The 12,703-nt window shown below is 56.2% G+C and carries 9 protein-coding genes; 6 read left to right on the top strand and 3 right to left on the bottom strand.

Features of this window, described 5'->3' with window-relative positions; translation table 11 throughout:
• Positions 1 to 23: 23 nt before the first annotated feature.
• A complete protein-coding gene (gene proS / locus AB1L30_RS15465) occupies positions 24 to 1,550 on the bottom strand; it encodes a proline--tRNA ligase (protein ID WP_367014328.1) in 1,527 nt (508 codons plus the stop codon).
• 237 nt (positions 1,551 to 1,787) lie between these two features.
• Between proS and AB1L30_RS15460 the strand changes: the two genes are divergently transcribed.
• The 5 genes from AB1L30_RS15460 to AB1L30_RS15440 all read left to right on the top strand — a co-directional run bounded on the left by AB1L30_RS15460 (position 1,788) and on the right by AB1L30_RS15440 (position 9,108).
• A complete protein-coding gene (locus AB1L30_RS15460; RefSeq protein ID WP_367014327.1) occupies positions 1,788 to 2,756 on the top strand; it encodes an HD domain-containing protein in 969 nt (322 codons plus the stop codon).
• Between the two features lie 448 nt (positions 2,757 to 3,204).
• Entirely contained in the window at positions 3,205 to 4,101 is an 897-nt protein-coding gene (locus tag AB1L30_RS15455; protein WP_367014325.1) for a UDP-2,3-diacylglucosamine diphosphatase, read from the top strand.
• Between the two features lie 182 nt (positions 4,102 to 4,283).
• Entirely contained in the window at positions 4,284 to 5,372 is a 1,089-nt protein-coding gene (locus AB1L30_RS15450; protein WP_367014324.1) for a glycosyltransferase family protein, read from the top strand.
• Positions 5,373 to 5,547: 175 nt separating this feature from the next.
• Positions 5,548 to 7,899, top strand: coding sequence for a ribonuclease R (rnr, locus tag AB1L30_RS15445; RefSeq protein WP_367014323.1), 2,352 nt, complete (start codon positions 5,548 to 5,550; stop codon positions 7,897 to 7,899).
• A gap of 96 nt (positions 7,900 to 7,995) precedes the next feature.
• Positions 7,996 to 9,108 carry an aminotransferase class I/II-fold pyridoxal phosphate-dependent enzyme gene (locus AB1L30_RS15440; RefSeq protein ID WP_367014322.1) on the top strand — a complete coding sequence of 371 codons (1,113 nt, stop codon included), beginning with the start codon at positions 7,996 to 7,998 and terminating at the stop codon, positions 9,106 to 9,108.
• Positions 9,109 to 9,158: 50 nt separating this feature from the next.
• Here the strand turns inward: AB1L30_RS15440 and AB1L30_RS15435 are convergent, their stop codons facing one another.
• Complete coding sequence (locus AB1L30_RS15435; protein WP_345086232.1) at positions 9,159 to 9,791, bottom strand: hypothetical protein; 633 nt, start codon at positions 9,789 to 9,791, stop codon at positions 9,159 to 9,161.
• A 183-nt stretch (positions 9,792 to 9,974) separates the two neighbouring features.
• Positions 9,975 to 10,610, bottom strand: a complete 636-nt coding sequence (locus AB1L30_RS15430) for a hypothetical protein (protein WP_367014320.1) — start codon at positions 10,608 to 10,610, stop codon at positions 9,975 to 9,977.
• A gap of 718 nt (positions 10,611 to 11,328) precedes the next feature.
• Between AB1L30_RS15430 and AB1L30_RS15425 the strand changes: the two genes are divergently transcribed.
• Positions 11,329 to 12,702, top strand: a complete 1,374-nt coding sequence (locus tag AB1L30_RS15425; RefSeq protein ID WP_367014319.1) for a transglutaminase-like domain-containing protein — start codon at positions 11,329 to 11,331, stop codon at positions 12,700 to 12,702.
• Position 12,703: the final 1 nt, after the last annotated feature.

The raw sequence follows: 12,703 nt of genomic DNA, 5'->3' as shown, positions 1-12,703 counted from the left end.
TTGTCGGTCGAGAACCAAAGCCCTTAATAGGCTTTGGCGATCACCATTCGACGCGTAACGTCCTGGCCGGTGAAGAGGCACTTGCCTGGCTCTTCCGGGGCGTCGACCGGAATGCAGCGAGCCGTCAGCTTCAGCTTCTTCAGCTCTTCTTCCACCTCCGGCACGTCGGCACAATGCACCATGGCAAAGCCGCCGTGGATCTCTGGCTTCTCCGCGTTCTTGCTCTTTGGCGTGAACCACTTCTTGAGCTCGTCGACGCTGTCGATCGTCCGCGTGTTGTCTTCCCGCAGCTTCTTCGCTTTCTCGAACAAGTTGTTCTGCATCTCGGTCAGTGTCGAAGCAATCTCGGCCACGAACTTGTCGACCGGGATGCCCTGCTTTTCCTTCGGAGTCTGATCGCGACGACCGACGAACACGCTGCCTGAAGCAACGTCGCGCGGGCCAACTTCAACTCGGACCGGAACGCCACGCTTGATGTGATACCAGGTCTTCTCACCACCCCGCAGATCGCGGTCGTCGATCATGACGCGAATCGGCGATTGGTCGTACGACTGAGCCTTCAGGTTGGCTTCCAGAGTCTTGCAGTATTCGAGGACCGCGGCCTTCTCTTCGTCGTTGCGATAGATCGGCAGGATCACGATATGCTTCGGTGCCAGACGCGGTGGAATGACCAGCCCGTCGTCGTCGCTGTGGGTCATGATCAAGCCGCCCACCAGACGCGTCGAGACGCCCCACGAGGTCGTCCAGGCGAACTCTTCGGTGCCTTCAGCCGATTGAAATTTGATTTCCTGAGCCTTCGAGAAGTTCTGTCCCAGGAAATGCGAGGTGCCGGCCTGCAGTGCTTTGCGGTCCTGCATCATGGCTTCGATGCTGACGGTCAAGTCCGCCCCTGGGAAGCGTTCCCAGGTTGGCTTTTCGCCCTTGATCACCGGCATTGCCATGTAGTTTTCCGCGAAGTCGGCGTAGACCTCGAGCATCTTGCGGGTCTCTTCCAAAGCTTCTTCCTTCGTGGCATGGGCGGTGTGCCCTTCCTGCCAGAGAAACTCGGCCGTTCGCAGAAACATCCGCGTACGAAGTTCCCAGCGGACCACGTTTGCCCACTGATTGATCAGGATCGGTAGATCCCGATACGACTGAACCCACTTCGCATACATGGCACCAATAATCGTTTCGCTGGTGGGCCGCACGATCAGCGGTTCGTCCAGCTTGCCAGCCGGGACCAGACCACCGTCCGGACCTGGTTCCAGGCGGTGATGCGTGACGACGGCACATTCTTTGGCGAAGCCTTCGACATGCTCGGCTTCCTTTTCCAGGAAGCTCATCGGAATAAATAGCGGGAAATAGGCGTTCTCGTGGCCGGTGTCCTTGAACATGCCATCGAGGACTTTCTGCATATTTTCCCAGATACCCCAGCCCCAGGGCTTAATGACCATGCAGCCACGAACCGGCGAGACTTCCGCCAGGTCAGCGGCCTTGATGACCTGTTGATACCATTCGGGATAATCGACCTCTCGGGACGGGCTAATTGCGTTCTGGGGCGCTTTGGCCATGAGTCTGCCTATATTCGGAAACGTTAAAAGGGCGCGCATCCTCCGGTTGGGAGGAGACGCATTCTAAAAAATTCTCGAAGGTGGGGACAGCCGAGGTCCCTATGTGGCTGCGTGCAACCTGTTTGGCGGGACCTTGTTGGGAATGCAGGGTGAACCTAGAATCGCCTCCATCATCCCTCTCCGGGGGAGTGATCGAAACAGAAAACAGAGCGAAGACTAGAGAAGGCAGGAACGAGGATGGCACGACGAAGCGTCACGCAACTCGGCGAAAACGAAAGCATCAACGAAGTTTACATCGCCTCCAGCAAGCAGTTGCGGCCTAACCGCCAAGGCAATCTCTATCTTCAGGTGCAACTCTCCGACAAGACCGGCATCGTCAACGCGATGATGTGGAACGCCAACGATTCGGTCTATAAGCGGTTCGAGGATGGCGACTACGTCCGCATCCAGGGAACCTCACAGTATTACAACGGCTCGATGCAGGTCATCGTTTCGCATATCGAAAAGGTCGAAGCGAAAGACGTCGACGAGTCCGACTTCATGCAGATCAGCCCGCAGCGACGCGACGACCTGTTGCAAGAGCTGTCGGAGCAGTTGCGATCGATTCGGAACATTCACCTGCGAAATCTGGCCGAATGCTTCCTGATCGACGAAGCGTTGATCGCCCGATTCCGCACTTCGCCAGCCGCGGTCAAAAATCATCACGCCTACGAAGGTGGTCTGCTCGAACACGTCGTCAGCTTGACCAAGGTGGCCAAGGCAATCGTGCCGTTTTATCCGCAGGTCGATGAAGACCTGCTGGTGATCGGCGTGCTGCTGCACGACATTGGCAAGGTCGACGAATTGAGCAGCGACAAGGGGCTGGCCTACAGCGACGAAGGGCAACTGATCGGGCACCTGGTCAGTGGTGTGAGCATTGTCGATCAGCTCGTTCGCGCTTCGGAAAAGCTGAGCGGCGAACCGTTCCCGAACGAACTGGCCCTGCGCATCAAGCACATGGTGGTCAGCCATCATGGCAAGCTGGAATACGGCAGCCCCAAGGTGCCGATGACAGCCGAAGCGTTGGCCCTGCACTACATCGACAGCCTCGACGCCCACATGCATGGGTTCGATCGCCTGCTGGCCGACGACGTGAACAGCGACAGCCGTTGGACTTCGTACAGCCCGCTGTTCGGGCGTAAGTTGTTCAAGGGTGGCGAAGCCTAATCGAGGCCAATCCGGCCTACGATCGCATCGGACGACATGTTTTCCACCTGGGATGTTCTGCAGATCCCAGGCGGCTCGTTGAGTCCATTTTCTTAGGCTGTCAGGCCCCTGTTTCCGCTCCTGACGGCCTCAAACGGAATACATCGTTGAAATATGGCGAGTTCTAAGTGCTTGCTGTCAGGGCCTTTGTGTGAAGCGACGCGAAACTTCTGCGCTGCGTCGTGAAGCGGGAACTACACTCCATTACCAGAGCCAGATTTATCAGACCTTTATGGCTCATTCACTCCATCTCAACGTGTGCGTGTCATAACAGCTAACGTTCCAGAAGGTTGCCTTAAGCTTCCGTGCAGACTTCGGCAGGATCGCCTCAGGTCTCGCGGCCCCACAGCTGGCCCTTCTGAGTCATCAGACCTTCGATCAGGATGGAGCCTGTTACACCATGGGTGCCATGTCGCGCAATCGAGATCGGGTTAGAACACTATTTTTCAGCGATCTGCATCTGGGCTGTCCTTACGCTCGGGTCGAACCCTTTTTGGATCTGCTGAATCAGCACGAACCACAATACATCTACATTGTGGGAGACTTCATCGATGGCTGGCGTTTGCGAAAGCGTTGGCACTGGGAACCGGTTTACAACGCGGTTCTGAGCCGACTGTTCGAGATGTCGCAGTCCGGCACGAAGATCTTCTACACGCCTGGCAATCACGACGACTTCCTGAGGAGCTTTCGCTTCAAGTTTGATTTCGTCGAGATCGCCGATCAGTTCATCCATCACTGCCCCAGCGGTCGCCGCATCCTGGTGACCCATGGTGATAAGTTCGACCAGGTCGAAAAGAAAGCCAAGTGGGTCTCGGTGCTCGGATCGTTTCTTTACGACTCGATCTGCTGGGCGGACGAGAAAGTCAATCGCTGGCGACGGCACTACAACCTGAGCCGTTGGCCACTGGCCGCTTCGATCAAACGCAAAGTGAAATCGGCAGTGCAGTTTGTCAGCGACTTTGAAGACACGTTGATGCTGCACGCCAAGTCGCTCGGTTGCCAAGGAGTGATTTGCGGGCATATTCACACGCCGGTCGTCGTCGAGAAGCATGGTGTGACGTACTACAACACCGGCGACTGGATCGAGAATTCGACCGCTCTGCTCGAGTACGAAGATGGACGATACGAGATTATCGAAGCTCCGCCTGAAACCAATCGGGACGTAGCCCAGGTAATCCCGTTAGATCCCGCCGAAGTTGAACGACGACGGCAAGAATTGATGGCGGCTGCCTTGGGAGTCGACCTGCGGGGTATCGACGATGCCCCAGTATTGGCGGTCCCTCTGGCAAGCCAAGAGAACAACTAACGGTCTGCTTTCGTCACGGGATGACTGAAGCAGACCCCGCAAGGCAAAGTCTCTGAAAACCAGGGACAGCCTTCCAATCGTTAGCAAGGTCCGCCGCATTTGGGCCCGAATTTTGATGGGCCACGTGGTGTGAGGAGCACGCCGAAAAACCTTTTCGCACGGGGATTCGTCCCGCAACAATCATGGCGAAAATCTTTTATAGCATGTCGGGTGAAGGGCGAGGGCACGCAGCCCGTGTTCGTACGATGACCGAGCATCTTCGTCACGAGCACGAATTGGTCTTGTTCGCGCCGAACGACGCGTATGACTTCCTGGCCCCGATCTATAACAGACCTGAGATAACGGGGGTCGAGGTGCGTCGTTTGCCGGGGCTGAAGTTTTATTACACGCAGCGTCGACTCGATCTGGCGAAATCGATTTTCCGTGGTTTGAACTTTTTGGGCGGGATGGGGCGTAACGTTCGTGAGACTGCGGCCATCTTAAAGAGTGAGCAGCCTGACCTGGTGGTTTCGGACTTCGAGCCGATTCTGCCGAAGGCGGCCCGCAAGTGCGGGATTCCGGTGGTCAGCCTGAACCATCAAGATTTTTTGGTGTCTTACGATTTATCCTCCCTTCCACCAAGCTTGCAGTGGTATGCTTGGGCAATGGGATTGGTCGTTCGGGCCCACCATGTCGATAAACAGCAAACGGTCGTCTCGTCGTTCTTCACGCCGAATCTTCGACCAGGCTTCCACGATGTGGTACAAGTTGGCCCCCTGCTCCGCCCCGACGTCTGTCGGGCCCAGCCGTCGGAAGCTGGTTTCATCCTGTCTTACGTTCGCAAGGCGACTACCGACGACACGCTGGAACTACTGAAGCTGTGCGATCGACCGGTGAAGGTGTATGGTTTGGGCAAGCGCCCAGCGGATGGTCCTTTGACTTTCCATGAAATTGACGAACAACGATTTACTGAGGACTTTACGCACTGCGACGCGTTGATCGGCGCCGCAGGCAACCAATCGCTCGGCGAAGCGATCTATCTGGGCAAGCCGGTGTTGGCCCTGCCCGAATCTTCGCATCACGAGCAAATGATCAACTCTCACTTCCTGAAGCAAATGGGAGTGGGATCGTGGACGGCGATCGAATCGTTCGCCAAATCCCACCTGATTTCGTTTCTCGACGGACTCTCGAAATTCCGCGAGAACCTGGCCCAGTATCGAGGCCGAACTAACGGGAACCCGCCTGCTTTGGCGGCCATTCGGCAGCATCTGCCGACGAACTCGTTGGTCTAACAGACACCCCCATCGGACGTCGACCGCCCTGGGCCCAAGCATGGCCTGGGATGTCGGGGCGAAACCCGAAAAGCCCCTAAATGGGCTTAAAGAGGGGACATTTACTTTTATCGAAATCGCCTCGAAGGCGTTTCGGCTAATTGCTCGCCACAGATGCGGGCTGTAAATTTGGAATATGGAAATAGAAGAAATCGAAGCAAAGTTACTGGGGCACGTTAATCAACCGAATTACCAGCCGGTAAAACCAAAAGTTATCGCCAAGAAGCTGGGGATCACGGAAGACGATCGAAAGCCATTCAAGCGAGCCCTGAAACGGCTCATTCGCAAAGGGTTGGTTCGCTACGGATCCAATCATCTGGTCAAAAAGCCATCGGCTGAAGATGGCGAGAAACGAATCCTGGGACGCTATCAGCGAAACGCCAAGGGATTCGGATTCGTACGCCCGCAATTCACGGCCGCCTCGAAGGGGCGAGATAACGACATCTTCATCCCACCGCGTCGTGGAAAAGATGCCGCCACCGGTGACCTGGTGGCCATCCGGACCTACATGGGACGCGGACTTGGGGGCGATCAACGCCTGTGCGGTGAAGTTGTCGAAGTTGTCGAACGCGAAACACATCGTTTCGTTGGCACCTATTACGAAACACATGGCCTCGCCCTGGTTCAGGTCGACGGTCGCGTCTTCGCCGAGCCAATCTCGGTGGGCGATCCCGGGGCCAAGAATGCCCAGCCGGAAGACAAAGTCGTGATCGAAATGGTCCGCTTCCCGTCGCACGCCCATGATGGCGAAGCGGTCATCGTGGAAGTACTGGGCAAACGCGGCGAACCAGGCGTCGACCTCTTGTCGATCATCGTCGAGTATGACTTGCCTCGCGAGTTCCCCGAAGATGCCTTGGAGGTCGCGCGGCAGCAAGGCGATCTGTTCGACGAATCGATTCCGGAAGGACGCCGTGACTTTACGGCCGATACCGTGATCACCATCGACCCGATCGATGCCCGCGACTTCGACGACGCGATCAGCCTTGAACGTCTCGAAAATGGTCACTGGATTCTCGGCGTGCACATTGCCGACGTCTCGCACTTTGTGCCCGAAGGAAGTGCTTTGGATGCGGAAGCTCGTAACCGGGCAACCAGCGTCTACCTGCCGGACAAAGTGATCCCGATGTTGCCGGAAACGATCAGCAACAATCTGGCAAGTTTGCAGCCGGATAAGGTTCGCTATACCCGCACGGCGATCATCGAGTTCACGCCTGACGGAGCGCGTGTCGCGACGGACGTTTGTAAAGGAGCAATCCGCAGCAAACGTCGCTTCGCGTATGAAGAAGTCGACGAGTATCTCGCCAATCGCGAGCCTTGGAAAGAAAAGCTCACGCCGGAAGTCTTCTCGCTGGTCGGCCGGATGCATGAACTGGCCATGATGCTCCGCAAGCGTCGATTCACGCGGGGATCGATGGAATTGAGCATGCCGGAAGTAAAGCTCGACATCAATAGCGATGGTCAAGTCACTGGTGCCCATACGGTCGAAAACACCGAGAGCCATCAGATCATCGAAGAGTTCATGCTCGCCGCGAATGAAGCAGTCGCCGAGGCTTTGGCCGATCGCGAACTGTTCTTCCTGCGACGTGTGCATGCTTCGCCAGACCCGAAGAAACTGGCCGACCTGACCGAGTTCGTTCGCGATCTCGGAATCGAGTGCGAGAGCCTCGAAAGCCGGTTCGAGATCATTCGCGTGCTGGAACAAGTGAAAGGCAAGCCTGAACAGGCCGCCGTCAACTACGCTGTGTTGCGCAGCATGCAGAAGGCGATTTACAGCCCCGAAGAGATCGGGCACTACGCGTTGGCAAGTGAAAACTATTGCCACTTCACCTCTCCGATTCGCCGGTATCCTGACCTGACGATTCACCGGATGTTCGACCTGATTGAAGAAGGGGTTCGTCCTCCACAAGACTTCGGTCAGATGCAGATCGAGGGCGAGCACTGCAGCGAGCGGGAACAGCGAGCCGCCGAGGCCGAACGGGAATTGGTGAAGATCAAGCTGCTGACCTACATGAGCACGCGTATCGGCGAAGAAGTCGACGCCGTGATCACTGGGGTCGAGTCGTTCGGGCTGTTTGTCCAGTCCCTGGAAGTGCCGGCCGATGGCCTGGTGCGGATCGACTCGTTGAGCGACGACTTCTATCGCTACGACCAAACGACCCATAGCCTGGTGGGGCATCACGAAGGTAACTCGTTCCGCTTGGGGGATGTTATCACGGTGCGGATTGCCCGGGTCGACCTCGATCGACGTGAGCTCGACTACCAGTTCATCGAGAAAACTGGTCAGCAAAGTACCAAGCAGCCAGCCAAGTCACTGGGTGGGAAATCGGGCGGCAAGTTCCGTCCGAAGGTTCAAGGCTCTGGCATGAAGCTCTCGACTCAATCGAGCCGCCCGAAAAAGGGGGGCAGTCGAGGGCAAACCAAGTCGCAGAAAGGGACGCCCCCTTCGCGACCGAAGAAAGAGAAACGCTCGAAGCGTCGCGGCCGTTAATCCGGCCCGGCGTAGCGGTTCTTGTGGCTCTTCAGCTTCTCGGTAATACTTGCCAGTCGGTATTTCGTTTAAATCCCCCAGACAATCGCCCTATCCATGACGCACCCTTGGATCGCCGAACGCACGGCTTCTTTCGACTCGAGTGGTATCCGCAAGGTTTTCGACCTGGCGGCCAACATGACCGACCCGATCAACCTTTCGATCGGTCAGCCTGATTTCGATGTACCTGAAGAGGTCAAACAGGCCGCGATCGATGCGATTGAAGGTGGTCGTAATGGATATGCGTTAACCCAGGGGATGCCGATCCTGCGGGATAAGCTGCAGAGCCAGGTCGATGCTGAATATTGTCATTCAGACCGTAAGGTTTTTGTTTCGTCAGGTACCAGCGGCGGTCTTGTGCTGACGATGCTGGCGATGGTCAACCCAGGCGACGAAGTGATCATTTTCGATCCTTACTTCGTCATGTACACCTCGCTGGTGAAACTGGTTGGTGGGGTTCCGGTCGTGCTGAGCACCTACCCGGACTTCAAGATCGACGTCCAGAAAGTGGCCGATGCGATCACCGACAAGACGAAGCTGATCTTACTGAACAGTCCGGCCAATCCGACCGGCATTGTCGCCAAGAAGGAAGAAGTCGAAGCCCTGGCCAAGCTGGCGGCGGAAAAGAATGTCGCGGTGATTTCCGACGAGATCTACCGCGTCTTCACCTACGACGACAGCTTCTGCTCGCCTGCTACGTACAACGAGAACACGATCGTCATCGATGGTTTCTCGAAGAGCTACGGTATGACCGGTTGGCGTTTGGGCTTCGTTCACGGGCCAGCAGCGATCATCGACACAATGATCAAGTTGCAGCAGTACACCTTCGTGTGTGCTCCGCAGCCGGTGCAGTGGGCTGGTGCCGCGGCGATGGAAGTCGACATGTCGGCTCACGTCGATGCGTATCGAGTGAAGCGTGACAAGCTGATCGACGGATTGTCCGATTTGTACGAGATTGCCCGGCCTGAAGGCGCCTTCTATGTCTTCCCGAAGGCTCCGTGGGGAACCGGTTCCGAGTTCGTTGCCAAGGCGATCGAGAACAACTTGCTGATCATTCCTGGCAATATCTTTAGCGGACAGAACACCCACTTCCGGATTTCGTATGCCGCATCGGACGAAACGATTGATCGCGGGATCGAAGTTTTGCGCAAACTTGCCAAGCAAGGTTAGTTAATCGCGGCATTCAACGGAAAGAAGTCGGCCTCAATTCTCGGGCCGGCTTAGGGATGCGACAGGAATGGCATCGAAGGTTGTTCGGATTCGATGCCGTTGAGTCGGGCGAGAATGTCTTGCAGGATGCGCTGTTCCAGCAAAACGTCGCGGCAAAGAGGAATCCAGCCGTCGGTCTGCGGCCCTTCTTCCTCGGTGCTGTTGCCGCTACGGAGCGTGCCGTCGAAGCGAATATCGTTCAGCGTTGACTGCGTATTGGATGGTCCGTTGACATCTTCGAGCTCTTTGTGGACTTCCACTCCGATGAAATAGCCGCCACCTTCCGGCATCACACGAACAATGCAGCGTCGGCGAATCACCTGCAGGGTGCTTTCGAGTTTCTCGTAGCCACGCGTCGAATCGGTGTGCCATGGCTCGAAGATGGTGCTGCCGATCCGCGGATAAGTTTCCAATCGCCCTTCGGTCAATTGGCCGGCCACCATCCGAACGCGTTGCTCGCGGCGGATCTTAAAGTGGTTGTCGACGGCGTCGACGACCTGATCCCACATCAGATCGTGGTCACGGATCTGAACGAAGTGAGGATTCTCGACCGGAGCCGCAGGCGCACTTCCAGCGTGATGCATCAGCGGCACAAAGCTGCTGCACCCGAAACTGCTAATCAGCAGCGAACAGATTAGTGGCATCCACCGCGCCAAGTCGGAACTCCATTTCCTTAAAACATTGGGGTGGCGGAGTTTGACGAATCATAGGCGTGGCAGCAAGGTCAAAAACCGGGCGTGCTAGCAAAGCCTTCGCGCATAGAAAAAGGCCGCAACCAACGTCACGGCCTGATTCGCGTTTTCTGGTGGTTTTTCAGCGGGAAACGCTTACCCGTAGTTTTCGTCCATACCCAGTCGCATGCGCAGTTCTTCAAACTGCTGCTGGTATCGCTGGCACGACGAATGGACGTGTTCCGCTTCCGTGATGAACTTCATCTCGGCATTCGGGTAGACGTCGCGACCGATGAACGCGGCTTCAAACGGTTTCAGGTCGTTGCCATAGACGATCAACAGCTTGTGTTCGTCGAACTGAACTTCCAGCGGACTGTGTGGATTCAGGACCGCGATGCCCGTGCAGCCGTCGTTCAGCAGCAGTTCTTCGTAGTCCCACAAAATACTCTTCAGCACCGGCAGGTCGATATGTTCTCGATACATATCGCCACCATCGGACGATTCGCGGAAGTGGCTCGATTCGAGGACCACGTCCACTTCGTTGCCTAGTGGATCCAGCAAATCCATGAACGTTTCGAACAAGTTCGATCGGGTGGCGCTCCCCATCAGCACAGGAACCGTGCTGCCGGTTTGATCGTCGCGATAGACCTCGCGGCGAAAACCTTGCGTGGGAACAACCTTCAGGTCGAACGAAGGGCGGACAGCTTCGGTCAGTTCGAAGCCGTTATAGCTGCCTACGTCCAGGTGTGCTTCCAATTGTTCTTCCGACAGATGCTCGAAACTGTTGCCCATTCGGCCCAGTTCGTTCTCGTGGAAGACGCTTTTGAAAAATCTTTTTAAGAAGCCCATGAGTGACCTCTGCTCCGGTTGTCCAGGCTCGGTTGGGACGCCTCAGTTTCCCTTCCAAGTTGTTCACTTTTGTCTCATGAAATCCTAGGTTGGATTTCGTCGCGTGGTGCCGATATTTGTGCATCTGTTTGCGGCAAAGCGCTGCACTCGGTAGGAAGCTCACTAAGGAGGGCGGTGATGAGTTTCCTCACGCGGTTCTTACGAGAACATAGCACCGTAAAATGGGTCATCTTTTGACCTTACGGTACAAATTTGGAATTCTGTCGCCACTAATTTCTGGCGCTCAAAACCGCAGCAATTCGGCGGAACACGCAGCCTTCTCCCCTGCTCGATCGCTACGACCGGCAGAGACTTCACCCAGCACGTTGCATTTGACCTTCCGGCCCTCTCTGGTGAATCATTGGGGCAACGCATGTTGCGTTTGGTATACTTTTCCGTGAGGACACATGTCGCTTTTCGGAATCTTTTTCACCCCACCTGCCACATGAACTCCCCCCGTCGATGCCTTCCATGGATGTTATTGATCGGGTTCGTCTGGAGCGGTCTTACCGGTTGTGACGATCCCTCGGCTCCCGGTCCCGTTTCACCGCCGGTCGAAAAGGTTGAATCTCGACAGGAAACCTGGGGGGCTGTTGTTCTGAAGGGAGAAAAAATTGGCCACATGCGGCAACAGATCGAGCATCTCACCTTCGGCGAAACTTCTCTGGTTCGCACCACGACCGTCGAACAAATGACCCTGATGCGGTCGGGGCAGCCGCTGAAAATCGTTCTCGAGAACGTCTATCTCGAATCTCCCCAAGGGGAACTGCAGAAATTCACGACCAAGATGAGCCAGGCCGGATCATCGGTTCGATACAGCGGCGATGTCTCGGCAGATGGCAAATCGCTGACGATTGTTACCTACAAACCGAATGGCGAAGTCGCCAATCGCGACAAGATCGCCTGGCAATCCTCGGCTGGCGGGCGGTTTCGCTTCCATCAACTGTTTACCGACCCTCCACTGAAGCCAGGCGACACCGTCGAGGCGAGTGTGCTGATGCCTGCCCTCAATCGAGCCGGCAAGACAACCGTCACGGCAATCGACAAAGAAGAAGTCACGCTTTTGGATGGCTCGAAGCAGTCGCTGCTGAAAGCCAAAGTGGTGGAACAGCCCTCCAAAGACGTGCAGATGGAGTCGTTCTATTGGCTTGACGAAACTGGCCAAATGGTGAAAAGCTTCGCTCCGGCTCAGCAGTTCGAACTCTTTCGCTGCTCGAAGGAGTTCGCCTTAAGCCCTAATAAAGAAGTCTCGTTCGACTGGGCACTCGATACGATTGTGCCTGCCCCAGGGATGCCGAAGGAAAATCGCGATCAACTCGAAAAGCTTGAGTATCGCGTCACGTTGAACTCAGGCGAGCCAGCGAAAGTGTTCGCCAGTGAAGCGAATCAGGCCGTGAAAGCAATCGACGAGCACACGGCCGAATTGGCTGTGTACCGGGTGCCGGCCGAAGGAAAACTGCCTGCCGGATTGCCGGCCATGGAAGCGCCTGTGGCTGCTGATCGCGAGGCGAGCCCGCTCGTTCAAGTGAACGATCCGGCGGTAAAGACGCTTAGCGGTCAGGTTGCTTCCCTGAAAGGGACGCCGTCAGAGCGAGCGATCGCCCTGGAAAAGTTCGTCCATCAAACGATTCAAGAGAAGAACTTCTCGCAAGGCTTTTTGTCGGCGGCAGAAGTCGCCCAGGCCAAGGTTGGCGACTGTACGGAACATTCGGTGCTATTGATCTCATTGCTCCGAGCCCAGGGGATTCCTGCGCGAGGAGCAATGGGCCTCGTCTACGTCGATTACGGCGAGAAACATGGTTTCGCCTATCACATGTGGACGGAGGCCTGGGTCGGCGATCGCTGGCTGCCACTCGATGCGACACGCGGCAAGGGAGGAATTGGCGTCGACTATATCAAGGTCACGCAAACGAACCTTAGCGGTTCGGACGCCTTCGCCGCGTTCCTGCCGGTCTCGCAGGTCGTGGGGCAACTGAAAGTAGAAGTCGCCCCTTAGG

It is taken from the genome of Bremerella sp. JC817 (assembly GCF_040718835.1).
GTDB lineage: Bacteria > Planctomycetota > Planctomycetia > Pirellulales > Pirellulaceae > Bremerella.
This window is presented reverse-complemented; position numbering and strand designations above follow the sequence as displayed.

Coding starts and splice junctions, on each gene's coding strand:
- AB1L30_RS15460 (WP_367014327.1), top strand. CDS start 1,788: ATGGCACGACGAAGCGTCACGCAACTCGGCGAAAACGAAAGCATCAAC.
- AB1L30_RS15440 (WP_367014322.1), top strand. CDS start 7,996: ATGACGCACCCTTGGATCGCCGAACGCACGGCTTCTTTCGACTCGAGT.
- proS (WP_367014328.1), bottom strand. CDS start 1,550: ATGGCCAAAGCGCCCCAGAACGCAATTAGCCCGTCCCGAGAGGTCGAT.
- AB1L30_RS15435 (WP_345086232.1), bottom strand. CDS start 9,791: ATGCCACTAATCTGTTCGCTGCTGATTAGCAGTTTCGGGTGCAGCAGC.
- AB1L30_RS15430 (WP_367014320.1), bottom strand. CDS start 10,610: ATGGGCAACAGTTTCGAGCATCTGTCGGAAGAACAATTGGAAGCACAC.
- rnr (WP_367014323.1), top strand. CDS start 5,548: ATGGAAATAGAAGAAATCGAAGCAAAGTTACTGGGGCACGTTAATCAA.
- AB1L30_RS15425 (WP_367014319.1), top strand. CDS start 11,329: ATGCGGCAACAGATCGAGCATCTCACCTTCGGCGAAACTTCTCTGGTT.
- AB1L30_RS15450 (WP_367014324.1), top strand. CDS start 4,284: ATGGCGAAAATCTTTTATAGCATGTCGGGTGAAGGGCGAGGGCACGCA.
- AB1L30_RS15455 (WP_367014325.1), top strand. CDS start 3,205: ATGTCGCGCAATCGAGATCGGGTTAGAACACTATTTTTCAGCGATCTG.